This window comes from Aquipseudomonas guryensis (genome assembly GCF_014164785.1).
Lineage (GTDB): Bacteria > Pseudomonadota > Gammaproteobacteria > Pseudomonadales > Pseudomonadaceae > Aquipseudomonas > Aquipseudomonas guryensis.
Map to the genome: position 1 here is coordinate 625805 of NZ_JACJFN010000001.1, position 17605 is coordinate 643409.

Genomic DNA, 17605 nt, shown 5'->3' on the forward strand with positions numbered 1-17605 from the left:
CATCAAGGAGAGAAGCATGAAAACAATGAAGAACTGGACCCTGGCCGCCCTGCTGTGTGCCGCTACCCTGCCGAGCATCAGCCAGGCCCGCGACACCACCCTGTTCCCGGACTTCCAGGCCGCCGTGCAGGAAGCAACCGCTGCCGGTCGCCTGGATGGCAGCGTGAAGTTCTACCTGGCCGGCACCCAGCCTGCGGGCAAGGTCAGCATCGTGCGTTCGGGCGTGACCACCAGCAAGAAGACCAACGCCTTCAACAAGAGCGACGAAGGTGCCTGCTCCTGGGCCCTGCAATCGGCGCTGATCGCCTTCCAGAACGCCGCCAAGGCCGCCGGCGCCAATGCCGTGGTCAACCTGGCCAGCAACTACAAGAACATCGAGTACAAGAACGCGCAGAACTACGAATGCCACGCCGGCGCGATCATGGCCGGTGTTGCGCTCAAGGGTGACCTGGCCACCGTCAAGTAAGCCCCGCGGCGGCCCTCTCGGCCATCCCGCCCCAGCCCGCATCACCCGCGTGATGCGGGCTTCGTTTTAGCCGGCAACGCCCAGGCGTTGTCACTGGCGCAGTGGCCGCTCGGCGGCATGTCAGGCGATCACCCCAGGAAGCTGCACATGTCCACTCTGCCCTTGTACCGCACCCGCCTTCTCGTGCTGCTGGCCCTGATCGGCCTGAGCAGCGCCTGTACGGTGATTCGCGTCGAACCCCTGAAAACCGCGAGCGCGTCGATGTGCATCCAGGAGAACCCGGCGGTGCAGGTCGATGACTTCCTCGGAGTGGTGGAACGTGGCTTCGCCCGCCACGGCATCAGTACCCGCCGCATTCAGCAGCCCGCCGATGGCAGTTACCCGATGGTGCTCACCTACACGGCCCGCCGCTCCTGGTCGGTGGTGACCTATCTGTCCCTGGCCGAGCTGACCATCCGCGACCAACGCGGGCAGATACTGGCCAGTGCCTACTACCGCTTCCGCGGCCGCGGCATGCTGGCAGTGAAGAAGTACCAGAGTACGGAAACCAAGATGACCCCAGTGATCGACCAGTTGCTGGCGGAGGTTCCCAGCGCCACGCCGTAACAAAAAAGGGCCGCATGAGCGGCCCTTTTTTATCCGTCGACAATCAGCCGTGGTACTGCGCCGACAGCTCGTGCACCGCCTCGAAGAAGGCCTTGGCGTGTTCCGGGTCGACTTCCGGGGTGATGCCGTGGCCGAGGTTGAATACCTGGCCACTGCCCTGGCCGTAGCTGGCGAGGATGCGCCCGACTTCGGCACGGATCGCCGCCGGATTGGCGTACAGCACGCTCGGGTCCATGTTGCCCTGCAAGGCTACCTTGCTGCCGACGCGGGCGCGGGCGCTGCCGATGTCGCAGGTCCAGTCCAGGCCCAGGGCCTCGGCGCCGGTCTCGGCCATCGACTCCAGCCACAGGCCGCCACCCTTGGTGAACAGGATCACCGGCACGCGGCGACCATCGTGCTCGCGGATCAGGCCGTCGACGATCTTCTTCATGTAAGCCAGGGAGAATTCCTGATAGGCCGCCGCCGACAGGCTGCCGCCCCAGGAATCGAAGATCTGCACGGCCTGGACGCCGGCCTTGATCTGCCCGTTGAGGTAGGCGGTGACCGACTGCGCCAGCTTGTCGAGCAGCGCATGCATGGCCTGCGGGTTGTCATAGAGCATGGCCTTGGACTTGCGGAAGTCCTTCGACGAGCCGCCCTCGACCATGTAGGTGGCCAGGGTCCAGGGGCTGCCGGAGAAGCCGATCAGCGGCACGCGGCCGTTCAGTTCGCGACGGATGTTGCGCACCGCGTCCATCACGTAGCCCAGGTCCTGTTCCGGATCCGGGATCGGCAGGGCCTCGATATCGGCCATGCTGCTGATCACCTTCTGGAAGCGCGGGCCTTCGCCGGTCTCGAAGTACAGGCCCTGGCCCATGGCGTCGGGGATGGTGAGGATGTCGGAGAACAGGATCGCCGCATCCAGCTGCGGGTAGCGGTCCAACGGCTGGATGGTGACTTCGCAGGCCAGTTCGGGGTTCTTCATCAGGTTGACGAAGTTGCCGGCCTTGGCGCGGGTGGCGCGGTATTCCGGCAGGTAACGACCGGCCTGGCGCATCATCCACACGGGGGTGACGTCGACGGGCTGCTTGAGCAGGGCACGGAGGAAACGGTCGTTCTTCAGGACAGACATCGGCAGGATTCCTGGAAATGCGGCAAAGGAATTTCACGCGGTAGAGTATGCGGGCACCGACCAGCGTCAGCCCCCTCCTCCGGGCGGGCTCCCGGATCACAGGGGCCCACGCAGCGTGGCACAGAAAAAGTGCGGGCATTTTCGCAGACCGCAAAACAAAAGGCACGGCGAGCGCCGTGCCTTTCGTCTTTCGCGACCTTATGCCGCGCCCGTGTCACCAGGCCTTGTAGGGCAGGAACTTGCCGTTGAGCACGATCTGCACGCGGTCCCCCTTGGGGTCGGCAACCCGCGAGATATCCATGCTGAAGTCGATGGCGCTCATGATGCCGTCGCCGAACTCCTCGTTGATCAGCTCCTTGATGGTGTCGCCGTAGACATTGATCATCTCGTAGAAGCGGTACACCAACGGGTCGGTCGGCACGCTCTTGTCCCAGTGCTTGTGCGGGAACGCCTGCAGGGCCAGGGCGACCTCGGCGGGCAGGCCCAGCCTGTGGCACAGGGCTTCGGCCTTGTCGGCCGGCATGCTGTTCATGCCCAGACAGGCCGAGGTGGTCCACACCGGCGACATCTCGATAGCGCGGGCCAGGTCGGCCCAGCTGAGGTCGAGACGCTGGCGGGCCTTGATGATGGCTGCGCTCATCTGCTGCTTGTCCATGGAAAAGCTCCTTCACGACAGTCATGGGCAGCGCCAGGCGGCGATGCCGGATAGGGTGTGTGAAGAGACGAAGCAGGAGTCGTACCAGGCCGACGACGGCCATGCCCAGCTCGTGCGGGCAGCGCACCGGGGTAGCCTTGGGGCTTTGTGTAGCGAGAGGATTGATCCGCGCGGCTAGCGGGCCTAGCCGCGCAGACGCCCCAGGATGGGGCGTCGAGGATCAGACGCCGAGGTAGTCGAGAATACCTTCGGCGGCGTTGCGGCCTTCGAAGATCGCCGTCACCACCAGGTCGGAACCACGGACCATGTCGCCACCGGCGAAGATCTTCGGGTTGCTGGTCTGGTGCTTGAACTGGCTCTGCTCCGGCGCCACCACGCGGCCCTGGCTGTCGGTAGCGATCTGGAAGTCGGCAAACCATGGCGCCGGGCTCGGACGGAAACCGAAAGCGATCAGCACGGCGTCGGCCGGGATGATTTCCTCGGAACCCGGGATCGGCTCGGGGCTGCGACGGCCACGGGCATCCGGCTCGCCGAGACGGGTCTCGACCACCTTGACGCCCTCCACCTTGTCCTCGCCAACGATGGCGATGGGCTGGCGGTTGAAGAGGAACTTCACGCCCTCTTCCTTGGCGTTCTTCACTTCCTTGCGCGAGCCCGGCATGTTTTCTTCGTCGCGACGGTAGGCGCAGGTGACCGACTTGGCACCCTGGCGGATGGAGGTGCGGTTGCAGTCCATAGCCGTGTCGCCGCCGCCGAGCACAACGATGCGCTTGCCCTTCATGTCGATGAAATCCTCGGGGGACTTCTCGAAACCGAGGTTGCGGTTGACGTTGGCAATCAGGAAGTCGAGGGCATCGCTGACGCCCGGCAGGTCTTCACCAGGGAAGCCGCCCTTCATGTAGGTGTAGGTGCCCATGCCCATGAACACGGCATCGTATTCGGCCAGCAACTGGTCGAGGGTGATGTCCTTGCCAATCTCGGTGTTCAGGCGGAACTCGATACCCATGCCGGTGAAGATGTCACGACGACGGCTGAGTACGCTCTTCTCGAGCTTGAACTCGGGGATGCCGAAGGTCAGCAGGCCACCGATTTCCGGGTTCTTGTCGAACACCACCGGGGTCACGCCGTTGCGCACCAGCACGTCGGCACAGCCCAGGCCGGCCGGGCCGGCACCGATCACGGCGACACGCTTGCCGGTCGGCTTGACCTTGGACATGTCCGGGCGCCAGCCCATGGCAAAGGCGGTGTCGGTGATGTACTTCTCCACCGAACCGATGGTCACCGCGCCGAAGCCGTCGTTGAGGGTGCAGGCACCCTCGCACAGACGATCCTGCGGGCACACGCGGCCGCAGACTTCCGGCAGGGTGTTGGTCTGGTGGCTCAGCTCGGCGGCAGCCAGGATGTTGCCCTCGGAAACCAGCTTCAACCAGTTGGGAATGAAGTTGTGCACCGGGCACTTCCACTCGCAATACGGGTTGCCGCAACCCAGGCAACGGTGTGCCTGGTCGGCGGCCTGGGCCGGCTTGAAGGGTTCGTAGATTTCCACGAACTCCTTCTTGCGCTGGCGCAGGAGCTTCTTCTTCGGATCCTTGCGCCCGACTTCGATGAACTGGAAGTCGTTATTCAGACGTTCAGTCATTTCAAAACCTCATCAAACTACTTCAGGCGCAATTACTGCGGGTTAGCACGGGTGCTGCTGAGCAGCGAGCCCAGGCTTGCCGCTTTCGGTTTGACCAGCCAGAACTTGCGCAGGTAGTCGTCCAGGTTTTCCAGCAGGTTGCTGCCCCACTCGCTGCCGGTCTCCGCCACATACTCGGCCAGCACGCCGCGCAGGTGACTGCGGTAGGCTTCCATGGCTTCGTTGTTGATGCGCTGGATTTCCACCAGCTCGTGGTTGACGCGATCGACGAAGGTGTTGTCCAGGTCGAGCACGTAGGCGAAGCCACCGGTCATGCCGGAACCGAAGTTGACCCCGGTCTTGCCCAGCACGCAGACGAAACCGCCGGTCATGTATTCGCAGCAATGGTCGCCGGTGCCTTCCACCACGGCGTGGGCGCCGGAGTTGCGCACGGCAAAACGCTCACCTGCGGTACCCACGGCGAACAGCTTGCCGCCGGTGGCACCATACAGGCAGGTGTTGCCGATGATCGCCGATTCCTGGGTCTTGAACGGGCTGCCCTTGGGCGGAACGATGACCAGCTTGCCGCCGGTCATGCCCTTGCCGACATAGTCGTTGGCGTCGCCTTCCAGGTACATGTGCAGGCCGCCGGCGTTCCACACGCCGAAGCTCTGCCCGGCAGTGCCCTTGAAGCGGAAGGTGATTGGTGCGTCCTTCATGCCCTGGTTGCCGTGGGCCTTGGCGATCTCGCCGGAAATCCGCGCGCCGATCGAGCGGTCGCAGTTGCAGATATCCAGTTCGAACTCGCCGCCGGTTTTGCCGGCGATGGCGCCCTTGGCCAGCTCGACCATCTTCTCGGCCAGCAGGCCCTGGTCGAACGGCGGGTTGCGGTCGACTTCGCAGAACTGCGGCTTGTCGGCCGGCACGTGGTCGCTGCCGAGCAACGGCGACAGATCCAGATGCTGCTGCTTGTCGGTTTCACCCGGCAGCATCTCGAGCAGGTCGGTACGCCCGATCAGCTCGCCGAGGCTACGCACGCCCAGCTTGGCCAGCCACTCGCGGGTGTCTTCGGCGACGTAGGTGAAGTAGTTCACCACCATCTCGACGGTCCCGATGAAGTGGTCCTTGCGCAGCTTGTCGTTCTGGGTGGCGACGCCGGTGGCGCAGTTGTTCAGGTGGCAGATGCGCAGGTACTTGCAGCCCAGGGCGACCATCGGCCCGGTGCCGAAGCCGAAGCTCTCGGCGCCGAGGATGGCGGCCTTGATCACGTCGAGGCCGGTCTTCAGGCCGCCGTCGGTCTGTACCCGTACCTTGCCACGCAGGTCGTTGCCGCGCAGGGTCTGGTGGGTTTCTGCCAGGCCGAGTTCCCACGGGCTGCCGGCGTACTTGATCGAGCTCAGCGGCGAAGCGCCGGTGCCGCCGTCGTAGCCGGAGATGGTGATCAGGTCAGCATAGGCCTTGGCCACACCGGCGGCGATGGTGCCGACGCCGGCCTCCGCCACCAGCTTGACCGAGACCAGCGCCTGCGGGTTGACCTGCTTGAGGTCGAAAATCAGCTGCGACAGGTCTTCGATCGAGTAGATGTCGTGGTGCGGCGGTGGCGAGATCAGGGTCACGCCGGGCACCGCATAGCGCAGGCGGGCGATCAGGCCGTTGACCTTGCCACCCGGCAGCTGGCCGCCTTCACCGGGCTTGGCGCCCTGGGCCACCTTGATCTGCAGTACTTCGGCATTTACCAGGTATTCCGGGGTCACGCCGAAACGGCCGGTGGCCACCTGCTTGATCTTCGAGCTGCGCACTGTGCCGTAGCGAGCCGGGTCTTCACCACCCTCACCAGAGTTAGAGCGACCACCGATGCGGTTCATCGCCTCGGCGATGGCTTCGTGGGCTTCCGGCGACAGCGCGCCGAGAGAGATCCCCGCAGCGTCAAAACGCTTGAAGATTGCCTGCAGCGGCTCGACCTGATCGAGCGGCAGCGGCTGCTCGGCCAGTTTGACCTGCAGCAGGTCGCGCAGCATCGACACCGGGCGGGTGTCGACCAGCGCCGCGTATTCCTTGTACTTCTCGTAGCTGCCCTGCTGCACAGCGGCCTGCAGGGTGTTGACCACGTCCGGGTTGTAGGCGTGGTACTCGCCGCCGTAGACGAACTTGAGCAGGCCGCCCTGCTGGATCGGCTTGCGGTTGTTCCAGGCTTCGGCGGCCAGCAGTTTCTGCTCGGCCTCGATATCGACGAAGCGCGCGCCTTTCAGGCGACTGGCCACGCCACGGAAGCTCAGATCGACCACTTCTTCGGCCAGACCAACCGCTTCGAACAGCTGCGCACCACGGTAGGAAGCGACGGTGGAGATACCCATCTTCGACAGGATCTTCAGCAGGCCCTTGGAGATGCCCTTGCGGTAGTGCTTGAACACTTCGTCCAGGTCGCCGAGTACTTCGCCGGTGCGGATCAGGTCGGCCAGCACTTCGTAGGCGAGGTACGGGTACACCGCCGAGGCGCCGAAGCCAAGCAGCACGGCGAAGTGGTGCGGGTCACGGGCGGTGGCAGTCTCGACCAGGATGTTGCTGTCGCAACGCAGGCCGGTCTCAGTCAGGCGGTGGTGCACGGCACCGACGGCCAGCGAGGCGTGGGCCGGCAGCTTGCCCGGGCCGATATGACGGTCGGTCAGCACCAGCAGCGCCTTGCCGGAGCGCACGGCTTCTTCGGCCTGGTCGGCGATGTTACGCACCGCGGCTTCGAGACCGATGCTCTCGTCATAGTTAAGGTCGATGACATGGCGTTCGAAGCCCGGCTCATCGAGAGCCATCAGCGAACGCCACTTGGCCGGCGAGATCACCGGCGAGCTGAGGATCACGCGGCTGGCATGCGCCGGCGACTCCTGGAAGATGTTGCGCTCGGCACCGAGGCAGATCTCCAGGGACATGACGATGGCTTCGCGCAGCGGGTCGATCGGCGGGTTGGTGACCTGGGCGAACTGCTGACGGAAGTAGTCATAGGTCGAGCGCACGCGCTTTGACAGCACGGCCATCGGCGTGTCGTCGCCCATCGAACCAACCGCTTCCTGGCCCTGCTCGGCCAGCGGGCGCAGCACCTGATCACGCTCCTCGAAGGTGACCTGGAACATCTTCATGAACTGCTTGAGCTGGTCAGCGTCGTAGCTGGCCACGCCCTGGTCGTCGGCCAGGGTCGCCTGGATGCGCACGGCACCCTGACGCAGCCACTGCTTGTAGGGATGGCGCGACTTCAGACGGTTGTCGATGTCGTCAGTGTTGAGCACCTGGCCGGTCTCGGTATCCACCGCGAGGATCTGCCCCGGACCGACACGGCCCTTGGCGATCACGTCTTCCGGCTGGTAGTCCCACACGCCGATTTCCGAGGCGAGGGTGATGTAGCCGTTCTTGGTGGTCACCCAGCGCGCCGGGCGCAGACCGTTACGGTCGAGCAGGCAGACCGCGTAGCGACCGTCGGTCAGCACCACGCCGGCCGGGCCGTCCCACGGCTCCATGTGCATGGAGTTGTACTCATAGAACGCACGCAGGTCGGCGTCCATGGTCTCCATGTTCTGCCAGGCCGGCGGGATGATCATGCGCACGCCGCGGAACAGGTCGATGCCGCCGGTGACCATCAGCTCGAGCATGTTGTCCATGCTCGATGAGTCGGAACCGACGCGGTTGACCAGCGGGCCGAGCTCTTCCAGATCGGGGATCAGCTCGTTGGCGAACTTGGTCCGACGGGCCTGGGCCCAGTTGCGGTTGCCGGTGATGGTGTTGATCTCGCCGTTGTGGGCGAGGAAGCGGAACGGCTGCGCCAGCGGCCATTTCGGCAGGGTATTGGTGGAGAAGCGCTGGTGGAATACGCAAATGGCGGTCTGCAGGCGCTCGTCACCCAAGTCCGGGTAAAACTGCTGCAGGTCGGCCGGCATCATCAGGCCTTTATAGATGATGGTCTTGTGCGAAAAGCTGCAGATGTAGTGATCGGTGTCGGCGGCGTTGGCCACCGAGGAGCGACGACGGGCGCTGAACAGCTTGATCGCGAAGTCCTGGTCGGACAGGCCTTCGCCGCCGATGAACACCTGCTCGATCTGCGGCAGGCGCGCCAGGGCCAGGCGGCCGAGCACGCTGGTATCAATCGGCACCTTGCGCCAGCCAACCAGGGTCAGGCCGGCGGCGAGGATTTCCCGGTTCATGTTCTCGCGCGCGGCTTCGGCTTTGGCGTTGTCCTGATTGAAGAACACCATACCGACGGCGTACTGCTGCGGCAGCTCGACGCCGAAATGCTGCACGGACATGGCACGCAGGAACTGGTCCGGCTTCTGGATCAGCAGACCACAACCGTCACCGGTCTTGCCGTCGGCGTTAATCCCGCCGCGGTGGGTCATACAGGTCAGGGCTTCAATGGCAGTCTGCAGCAAGTGATGGCTTGCCTCGCCCTGCATATGGGCGATCAAACCGAAGCCGCAGTTATCCTTGAACTCATCAGGATGGTACAGACCTGCTTTCATAGGGACTCTCACCAGGCTGCCTTTATAGGCAAATTGCTTTCTAATTCATCGACCTACCTGCCGCGCGCGCAGGAGCAAGCTCCAGCTTGGTGCAGGCAAAGGGCAGACATTGTACATACGCACCCCTGGCGTCACAAATCTTCGTGACGGCGGAATGAATTCTTATGTCGCACTAGCGAAAGGCAGCGACCGGCGGCTCGTGCTAGCACCGACCGGTCACCAAATGACAGGCAAATCACAGGCCACTAACGAGCCTGCACAGCCTCTTGCTGAATACTGGCAAAACTGCGCGGCCACGGCTTGCCCGCCTGCACGCTAGCCGGCAGCGACTTGATCGCCGCTTGCGCCGCCGCCCGGCTGGAGAACTTGCCGTAGGTCACCACATACAGCGGCTGCCCCTGGTGGATCTTTTTGAAGTAACGGTACTCGGCGCCGTTCTTGTTCACAAAGGTCTGCGCACCTGCCTCGGAACGGGTACCGAGAATCTGCAGGGCAAACTGACTGGCTGGCTGCGCGCCATACCAACCGGTACTGGCAGAACCAACCTTGGCCACCGCGACTGGTGCAGGCTTGACCTCTACCGGCTTGACTGCGGGAGCTGGCGCGGCAATAGGCCGCACCGGCTGAGTAACCGCAGCAACCGGTTGCACTGGAGCAACCGGCACTGCAGGTACAGTCGGAGCGACTGGTGCTGGCGCGGCGACGGGATTCACCGGAGCAACAGGCTGAGCAGAAGGCAAAGCCGTCAGACTTTCCGCCTCACCGCCTTCTTCACCTTCGTCCATACCGGATGCCTGCGCCAAGGGCTCACGAATAACCGGCTGCGCCTCCCCCACCAGAGGCAAGGGCAACGGCTGACTGGTGCCGGCGAACTCTATGGCGGCGCCCCCCTCAGGCTTGGTAGCTGGCGCCGGCGCCGCACTCTCGGTTGCCGCTACGGGCGCCACCGCATCAGGCAGCACCGCCACTGGTGCATCTACAGCCGCAAGCTCCTGGCGCCCTTGCATGAACCAAGCGGCACCCAACCCAAGAATCACCACTGCCACCGCCAACAGATGCTTCTTCGGCAAACCCAGCGCACCACTTGCCGCGCTCGCTGCGCCGCGCTGCGCCAGCATCGCTTCGATCAGCACATCGCGCGCAACCTGATTGATCCCGCCCGGCCAGCCGCCGGAGCTGATATGGATATCGCTGATCTGGTCATCGGTAAGCAGCTCGATACCCTGACCTGCACCATCCAGGCGCTGCGCCAGATATTCGCGAGTTTCATCCTCGCTGTAAGGCAGCAGTTCGATCGCATGGAAGCGCTCCTCACCGTCAGCCAGGGCTTCCAGGCGCGAGACAAGCTCAGGCTCGGCAAACAGGAATACATGCGGGCGAGCTTCGGCGGTACCCGCCGCCAGCGTCAGCAGACCTTCAATGGCAGCATCTGCCAACAGCTCGGCATCATCGACCAGCAGGTAGACTTCCTGACCTGTAAGCGCCAGCTGGGCAATGTGCGCCAGGATGCTCCGCACATCCAGCTGCTGAATCCCCAATCCCTGAGCGACCTGACGCAAGACACCGGCCACATCTCCCGCGCCACGTGCAGAGACAACCACGCTATGCACGGCCTGCTTGTTGGTACTTGCAACCAGCGCCTGACGCAACAGTGTCTTGCCGCTACCGAGCGGGCCAGTGACCACCAACAGCAGCTGACTGTAGCGCGCGAGATGATGCAACTGTCCAAGTACCGGCTTGCGCTGTGCAGGGAAGAAGCGAAAACCAGGGACGCGTGCAGCGAACGGGTCATGGCTGAACTGGTAGTGGCCCAGATAGGCCTCATCGGCATGCAGACTGGTCATGGAACTCTCGTTATTGATCAAGTTGTGCCACCAGAGCGCGGTAATCAGCGCTCAGCGTGGCATCCAACACTTCACGCGGAAATTCATCGGTCACGGTGGCATCGCCCATTCGGCGCAGCAACACCAGGCGCAGACGGCCATCGAGGACCTTCTTGTCTACCGCCATGTGTTCGAGGAAGTGCTCGGGGGTCATCTCAGCTGGTGGCACCACTGGCAGACCAGCCTTGATCAGCAGCCGCAACGCGCGATCTCGCTCATCCGAGGAAATCCACCCCAGGCGCGTAGACATCTCCAGTGCCATTGCAGTTCCAGCACCGACGGCCTCGCCATGCAGCCAGACGCCATAACCCATATGGGTTTCTATGGCATGGCCAAATGTATGGCCGAGATTAAGAATCGCACGCAGACCAGACTCACGCTCATCCGCACCGACAACCCGCGCCTTGGCGGCGCAGGATCGCTCGATGGCCTCGATGAGCGCCTGACCATCGAGGGCACGCAAAGCATCGATATGCTGCTCAAGCCAGGCGAGGAAGTCTTCGTCGCAAATCAGACCGTACTTGATCACTTCGGCCAATCCGGCGGACAACTCGCGCGCAGGCAGGGTCGCCAGCACTGCGGTATCGATAATTACGGCCTGAGGCTGATAAAAAGCCCCGACCATGTTCTTACCCAGCGGATGATTGATCCCGGTCTTGCCACCAACAGACGAGTCAACCTGGGACAGCAGTGTGGTCGGCACCTGAATGAAGTCCACACCACGCTGGTAACAAGCAGCAGCGAAGCCCGCCATATCACCAATCACCCCGCCGCCCAGAGCGATCACGGTGGTACGGCGATCATGCCGAGCCTGCAGCAGGCCGTCGAAAATCAGCTGAAGAGTTTCCCATGTCTTGAAGGCCTCACCATCGGGCAACACGATTGCCATCAGTTCGCAGCCAGACAAACTGGCTTCGAGCTTTTGCAGATAGAGAGGAGCAACGGTTTCATTGGTGACGATAGCCACCTGGCGACCCGTCAGATGCGCTTTGAACAGATCAGCACGAGCCAGCAGACCCGCACCTATGTAGATGGGATAACTGCGCTCACCTAGATCGACTGTAAGAGTCCGCATGACGCCCCCGCTATGAAAGGGCACTAGGATAGCGCAGTTAGGCCCTTCCTTTAATGGGGAGAAAGCGCATCAAGCCGGTCGATGATTTCCTGAACCACCATGCGCGGCGGGCGCTCATCGGTCTCGACAATCACATCAGCGATCTCGCGGTACAACGGGTCGCGAATTTCCATCAGATTGGCGAGCACTTTAGCTGGGTCAGAGTTACGCAAAAGTGGACGATTGCGATCACGAGAGGTGCGATCCAGCTGCTGCTCAACCGAGGCATGCAGGTAAACCACGCGACCACCGGCACTGAGCGCCTGACGATTCTCCGCACGCAACACCACGCCCCCACCCGTCGCGATCACCGCACCCGAAAGCTCGCAAAGCTCCGCGATCATCGATTGCTCGCGCTCACGAAAGCCTTGCTCACCCTCCACATCAAAGATCCAGGGAATATCAGCACCTGTGCGCTGCTCGATTTCCTTGTCTGAATCCTTGAACTGCAGCTTCAACTCTTTTGCCAACAAGCGCCCGATGGTGCTTTTACCAGCCCCCATCGGGCCAACCAGGATCAAATTCCGCACAGCATCACGGGCTCACTGCAATGGCTTGGTTATTCATGATACGCGGAGTGAGGAACACCAGCAGCTCGGACTTGGAGTCCTGTACCACGTCGCGACGGAACAGGCGACCGATGTAAGGCATATCGCCCAGCAGCGGCACCTTGTCGACAGACTTGGACTGCGTGTTACTGAAAATACCACCGATTACGATGGTTTCACCATCGTTCACCAGCACCTTGGCATTGACTTCGTTGGTCAGAATCGAAGGCGTACCATTCACTTGGTTGGAGAAGTCAGCCGCATCCTTGTTGACTTTCACTTCGATAATTACGCGATTGTCTGGCGTGATTTGCGGGGTCACTTCCAAGGACAGGTTGGCCTCAGCGAAAGCCGTGGTGGCTGCACCACTGGAAGACGCTTCCGGATATGGAATCTTGGCGCCCTTGAGGATTTTGGCGGTCTCTTTGTCCGAGGTAACCACTTTCGGTTGGGAGATGATTTCACCGTTACCGGTCTTCTCCATGGCCGACAACTCAAGATCCAGCAGAGTGTTATCAGTAATAAAACCCAGATTCAGCCCCGCAGTACGACCAGCTGCACCTAGATCAACGAAGTTACCGGCTTGAAACTCCAGCGGATCTGTACCTTTCTCAACGCTGTTGGTGCCACCAGCAACCCAGTTGTTATCCCCGAGCCCTACACCACGCCACTCAACCCCCAGTTCTTTGTCAAAGTCCACATTCGCCTCAACGATGCGAGCTTCGACCATTACCTGACGCACCGGAATATCAAGCTGAGTCACGATACGACGCAGTTCGTCTATTCGCTCCTGAGTCAGATAAGCGATTAGGCTGTTGGTTCGATCATCGAAAATGATCTTGCCGCGCATATCCTGATCCATAGTCCCCTCTTCATTTGCATCCTCGAAGAGTTTGGCGATATCGGAAGCCTTGGCATAGTTCAACTGAACAACTTCACGGCGTAGCGGAGCAAGTTCAGCCAGCTGTTGCTTGGCCTCAAGCTCCTGACGCTCCCGCGCAGCGATCTCATCGGCCGGAGCCACCAGAAGCACATTACCAACCTTGCGCTTATCGAGCCCACGAGTCTTCAGCACCAGATCCAGTGCCTGATCCCACGGCACATTCTGCAAACGCAGGGTGATATTGCCCTGAACCGTATCGCTGGCCACCAGGTTCAGATCGGTGAAGTCGGCAATTAGCTGAAGAACCGAACGAACATCAATATCCTGGAAATTCAGCGACAACTTCTCACCGGAGTAGGCAAAGCGTTCAGATTTGCGCTTTTCAACATCATCCTGCGTGAGCGGCTTGATGCTGATGGTCAACTTATTATCTGCCTGGAAAACCAAGTAATCATAGAAACCGGTAGGTTCGACAGTTACGGTGGCGCCATCACCCTTGGCAACCGCATTAACGAACTGAACAGGGGTAGCGAAGTCCTTCACGTCCAAGCGAGCACGCAGTGCTTCCGGCAGCTGGGTTTTGGCGAAGTCCAAACGAATCTTGCCACCCTGCTCTTGGATATCCGGACTCACTGCCGGATCAGACAAATCGATGACAACATTACCTTCGCCCATTTCGCCGCGCTGGAAGTCAATACCCTTGATTGCACGACCGACGGGGGCATATGCCCGCACAGGCTGAGGAACCGCGTTTGAAGCACTCGATGCCGTACTTGCATTCGCAGCATCACCCACCACAACGTAAAGGTTCTTACCATCGGCACGGGTACTGTATGGAACGAGAGTAGAGAGATTGATAATCAGACGAGTACGATCTTTTGCCTCTACAACTGTAACGCTACGCGCATTGCCCACGCCGAGCTCACGATTCTTCGTACCCAGCTTATTGGCAACACCTGGCATATCCAGAGCGATTCGAGCAGGCTGCTCAATGGTGTAACCCCGCGGAGCGGCAACAGGCTCGTCGAATGTAAGCTTCAGCTCGACCTTGTCACCAGGTAGCGAAGCCACATCTAGAGCTTCGAGGTTTGCAGCCAATAATGCAGGCGCAAACATGGCAACAACAAGCGAAATGCCAAGACGAGATAAAGAGCTATTCATCAGCCTGTTCCATTCTGCAGATCTATAATTGTTTTTCATGATTGACCCCGCCATTAAGAGCGCTCTTTGAGAGTTAGACTGCGAGGACGCTCGAGCCATCCACCCTCACCATCGGGAACAATTTCAGTCACATCCACTTTTGCCTCGTCAATCAGGGTCACTCGACCGTGATTGCGCCCCAGATAGTCACCAACCTTGACTCGATGCACGCCACCCGCACCGCGAACCAGTGCATAAGTGGCACCATCATTGGCCAAGGTTCCAACCATCTCGAAAGTTTCAATGTTGAAGCCTTCCAAGAACTGACGAACACGCGCTTCATCAGGCTTGATATCTTTCGAGCCTTTCTGCTGCGCAGCAAGATCAATCTTAATCGGCGGCTGGAACGGACTGCGCAGCGCCGCGGCGCCATAAGTAAAAGCTTCATAAGGCTGGAATTTCGGCAAAGGCTCTATGGAACCTTTGGGGCGAGCACGCTCCTGATCCATAAACGCTTGCAGATCAGAAAAATCATTGCCCCCCAGGCAACCGGACAAAGCAGAAGCCAGAAAAAAACTAAAGAATAAACGAGCCACTGTCATTTCTTCAGCTCCTGGTCGTTGTATCGATAGGTCTTCGCCAGAACGCTCATGCGCAACCGTGAAACACTATCTGCCTCAGCTGGTTTAATCTCGAAATCGTGCAGCGTCACAATTCGCGGCAGGCTGGCAACACCGCTGACAAAGGTGGCCAAGTCGTGATAACCACCCACAACCGATATCTGGATTGGAAGCTCAATATAGAATTGCTGGACCACCTCCGGCTGGAGCTTGATCTCCTCAAACTCCAAGCCGCTACCCAAACCAGTCCTGGTGATGTCCTCAAGCAAGCCGGGCACTTCAGTATCACTGGGCAATTGCCGTAGCAATGCACCAAATGACTCTTCCATTTCCTTCATCTGAACCTTGTAAGCATCCAGGTTAGCCGCCTGAAAAGCCTTGCTGGAGAACTGCTGCTTCAGCGTACCCTCTTCAGCACGCTTAACATCCAACTGCCCCTGCAGATCCTGAAGGTAAAGATAATAGCCGAGAGCAACCGCACCGATTAGCAGCAGTATGCAAGCGATGCACTTAATCGCAACAGGCCAGGAACCTACATTATTAAAATCAAGATCTGACAGCTCAAACTTCTTTAAGGACTCCAGAGACTCAGAAAGGCTCATTATTTTTTACCCCCTGCTTTGCCCTGTGCTTTTTTCTTGCCGCCTTTCTCGATAACAACCTCTTCTTCAGCCTCTTCACCCGGCCGAGTCTGTTTGACTGTGAGCTTGAATACGTTGGCCTGATCAACCGCTCCAGCGGTGACCGCCTTGACCTCAGTCAAGTTCGGCTCTTTCAGCCAGTCGGAGGAGTCCAGATTACGCATCAGGTTGGAGACTCGATTATTCGACTCTGCAGCCCCCATGATGGCAATCGACTTGCCCGTCATTTTCAGATCGGTGAAGTAGACACCATCAGGCAAGGTACGTACGAACTGATCGAAAACCCGGCCAATGATCGGACGATTACCCTGCAGGTCCTGGATAATTTTCATCCGCTCCAGCAGCTGTTCACGGCGAGTCTTCAGCTCGCTGATCTCTTTGATCCGAGCATCAAGCACAGCAATTTCCTTGCGTACGAATTCGTTACGCGCAGTCTGTTGCTCAATGGCCGAGTTCAAATATTGACCGGCGAGAAATACCACGCCAGCCGAAACCACAAGCACGCCACCAAGGGCCACCAGAAAACGCTGCTTGCGCTCTTCTCGCAGCTGTTCGCGCCAGGGAAGAAGGTTGATCCGTGCCATCAGTCAAAACTCCTCATCGCCAGACCACAGGCAATCATCAAGGACGGTGCGTCACTTGCAAGCGCACCCGCATTGACCTTGCTCCCCAGCGCCATATCGGCAAACGGGTTGGCAACCTGGGTAGGAGTACCGATCTTTTGCTGAATCAGTCGATCAAGATCTGGGATAGATGCCGTCCCACCCGCAAGCAGGATGTAGTCGACATCATTGAACTGTCCTGCAGCGAAGAAGAACTGCAGCGAACGAGAGACCTGCTGCACTACAGCCTCCTTGAACGGCTGCAGCACTTCGCTGTCATAGTCATCCGGCAGACCGCCCTGTTTCTTGGCAAGTCCAGCCTCTTCTACCGACAGGCCGTAGCGCCGCTGAATTTCTTCAGTCAGCTGACGGCCACCAAACATCTGCTCACGGGTGTAGATAGTTCGCCCATTGTGCAGAACACTCAGCGTGGTCATGGTCGCACCAATGTCGACCACCGCAACCGTCAGCTCGTCATGACCACTGCCCAATTGCGCGGCAAGCAAGCCGTAGGCACGTTCAAGCGCATAAGCCTCGACATCGACGACCTTGGCAGTGAGCCCGGACAATGCCAGAGCTGCCTCACGGACTTCGACGTTTTCTTTCCGGCAAGCCGCCAGCAGCACTTCGACGCGCTCGGGGTTGCGCGCAGAAGCACCCTGAACCTCGAAGTCGATGGCAACTTCTTCCAACGGATAGGGGATGTACTGATCCGCTTCGATTTTTAGCTGGTTTTCCAGCTCGTCATCGTTGAGACCAGACTCCATCTCGATCGTCTTGGTGATCACCGCAGAACCGGCAACGGCTACGGCAACCGAACGCACACCGGTCTTGGCCTTGGCCAGCACCCGCGAAAGCGCCTGCCCGACACCTTCCAGCTCGGCAATGTTCTTTTCGACGACAGCATTTGGGGGGAGCGGCTCGACAGCGTAGGCCTCTACTTTGTAGCGGCTTCCTGAGCGACTCAATTCGAGGAGCTTGACCGAGGTCGAACTGATGTCGATCCCCAGAAGCGTATTCGCTTTCTTATTGAAGAGCCCTAGCACGACCGATTTCCTATCTGCATCCGAGACTTACGGACTATTTATGTTTTTCCACATTAAATAGCAGTCTTGACAGAAGCGCAAATGGCTACCCTGCAAAAAAACCGCTTATAATGTGAACAGTTTTTCTCTTTTCGCACCAACCAGCGCTTAACCCATTCTTTTATCTGGAAATC

14 protein-coding genes are annotated in these 17605 nt (G+C 60.1%); 2 read left to right on the forward strand and 12 right to left on the reverse strand.

What is annotated here, in order from left to right:
- Positions 1–16: 16 nt before the first annotated feature.
- Complete coding sequence (locus H3H45_RS02825; RefSeq protein ID WP_182832228.1) at positions 17–466, forward strand: excinuclease; 450 nt, start codon at positions 17–19, stop codon at positions 464–466.
- Positions 467–613: 147 nt separating this feature from the next.
- Complete coding sequence (locus tag H3H45_RS02830) at positions 614–1072, forward strand: Sbal_3080 family lipoprotein (RefSeq protein WP_182832229.1); 459 nt, start codon at positions 614–616, stop codon at positions 1070–1072.
- A gap of 43 nt (positions 1073–1115) precedes the next feature.
- Here H3H45_RS02830 and hemE read toward each other — a convergent pair whose 3' ends face one another.
- The 12 genes from hemE to H3H45_RS02890 form a co-directional block, all read right to left on the reverse strand.
- The gene (gene hemE, locus H3H45_RS02835) at positions 1116–2183 is read right to left on the reverse strand and encodes a uroporphyrinogen decarboxylase (protein ID WP_182832230.1); all 1068 of its coding nucleotides are present in this window, start codon (positions 2181–2183) and stop codon (positions 1116–1118) included.
- 214 nt (positions 2184–2397) lie between these two features.
- Positions 2398–2838 (reverse strand): cyanase, encoded by a 441-nt coding sequence (gene cynS / locus H3H45_RS02840; RefSeq protein ID WP_182832231.1) that lies wholly within the window; start codon positions 2836–2838, stop codon positions 2398–2400.
- Between the two features lie 220 nt (positions 2839–3058).
- Positions 3059–4477 (reverse strand): FAD-dependent oxidoreductase, encoded by a 1419-nt coding sequence (locus H3H45_RS02845; protein ID WP_182832232.1) that lies wholly within the window; start codon positions 4475–4477, stop codon positions 3059–3061.
- Positions 4478–4509: 32 nt separating this feature from the next.
- Positions 4510–8955 carry a glutamate synthase large subunit gene (gltB, locus tag H3H45_RS02850; protein ID WP_182832233.1) on the reverse strand — a complete coding sequence of 1482 codons (4446 nt, stop codon included), beginning with the start codon at positions 8953–8955 and terminating at the stop codon, positions 4510–4512.
- A gap of 245 nt (positions 8956–9200) precedes the next feature.
- A complete protein-coding gene (locus tag H3H45_RS02855) occupies positions 9201–10799 on the reverse strand; it encodes an AAA family ATPase (protein ID WP_182832234.1) in 1599 nt (532 codons plus the stop codon).
- A 10-nt stretch (positions 10800–10809) separates the two neighbouring features.
- Positions 10810–11913, reverse strand: a complete 1104-nt coding sequence (gene aroB, locus H3H45_RS02860) for a 3-dehydroquinate synthase (protein ID WP_182832235.1) — start codon at positions 11911–11913, stop codon at positions 10810–10812.
- Between the two features lie 50 nt (positions 11914–11963).
- A complete protein-coding gene (gene aroK / locus H3H45_RS02865; RefSeq protein WP_182832236.1) occupies positions 11964–12482 on the reverse strand; it encodes a shikimate kinase AroK in 519 nt (172 codons plus the stop codon).
- Between the two features lie 4 nt (positions 12483–12486).
- Positions 12487–14544 (reverse strand): type IV pilus secretin PilQ, encoded by a 2058-nt coding sequence (gene pilQ / locus H3H45_RS02870; protein WP_182833117.1) that lies wholly within the window; start codon positions 14542–14544, stop codon positions 12487–12489.
- Between the two features lie 53 nt (positions 14545–14597).
- Complete coding sequence (gene pilP, locus H3H45_RS02875; RefSeq protein WP_182832237.1) at positions 14598–15125, reverse strand: type 4a pilus biogenesis lipoprotein PilP; 528 nt, start codon at positions 15123–15125, stop codon at positions 14598–14600.
- Positions 15122–15745 (reverse strand): type 4a pilus biogenesis protein PilO, encoded by a 624-nt coding sequence (gene pilO / locus H3H45_RS02880; protein ID WP_182832238.1) that lies wholly within the window; start codon positions 15743–15745, stop codon positions 15122–15124. Before pilO ends, pilP begins: the two co-directional genes overlap by 4 nt.
- Complete coding sequence (locus H3H45_RS02885; RefSeq protein ID WP_182832239.1) at positions 15745–16368, reverse strand: PilN domain-containing protein; 624 nt, start codon at positions 16366–16368, stop codon at positions 15745–15747. Before H3H45_RS02885 ends, pilO begins: the two co-directional genes overlap by 1 nt.
- A complete protein-coding gene (locus tag H3H45_RS02890) occupies positions 16368–17432 on the reverse strand; it encodes a pilus assembly protein PilM (protein WP_182832240.1) in 1065 nt (354 codons plus the stop codon). Before H3H45_RS02890 ends, H3H45_RS02885 begins: the two co-directional genes overlap by 1 nt.
- Between the last annotated feature and the right edge of the window lie 173 nt (positions 17433–17605).

Coding starts and splice junctions, on each gene's coding strand:
- H3H45_RS02825 (WP_182832228.1), top strand. CDS start 17: ATGAAAACAATGAAGAACTGGACCCTGGCCGCCCTGCTGTGTGCCGCT.
- H3H45_RS02830 (WP_182832229.1), top strand. CDS start 614: ATGTCCACTCTGCCCTTGTACCGCACCCGCCTTCTCGTGCTGCTGGCC.
- hemE (WP_182832230.1), bottom strand. CDS start 2,183: ATGTCTGTCCTGAAGAACGACCGTTTCCTCCGTGCCCTGCTCAAGCAG.
- cynS (WP_182832231.1), bottom strand. CDS start 2,838: ATGGACAAGCAGCAGATGAGCGCAGCCATCATCAAGGCCCGCCAGCGT.
- H3H45_RS02845 (WP_182832232.1), bottom strand. CDS start 4,477: ATGACTGAACGTCTGAATAACGACTTCCAGTTCATCGAAGTCGGGCGC.
- gltB (WP_182832233.1), bottom strand. CDS start 8,955: ATGAAAGCAGGTCTGTACCATCCTGATGAGTTCAAGGATAACTGCGGC.
- H3H45_RS02855 (WP_182832234.1), bottom strand. CDS start 10,799: ATGACCAGTCTGCATGCCGATGAGGCCTATCTGGGCCACTACCAGTTC.
- aroB (WP_182832235.1), bottom strand. CDS start 11,913: ATGCGGACTCTTACAGTCGATCTAGGTGAGCGCAGTTATCCCATCTAC.
- pilQ (WP_182833117.1), bottom strand. CDS start 14,544: ATGAATAGCTCTTTATCTCGTCTTGGCATTTCGCTTGTTGTTGCCATG.
- pilP (WP_182832237.1), bottom strand. CDS start 15,125: ATGACAGTGGCTCGTTTATTCTTTAGTTTTTTTCTGGCTTCTGCTTTG.
- pilO (WP_182832238.1), bottom strand. CDS start 15,745: ATGAGCCTTTCTGAGTCTCTGGAGTCCTTAAAGAAGTTTGAGCTGTCA.
- H3H45_RS02885 (WP_182832239.1), bottom strand. CDS start 16,368: ATGGCACGGATCAACCTTCTTCCCTGGCGCGAACAGCTGCGAGAAGAG.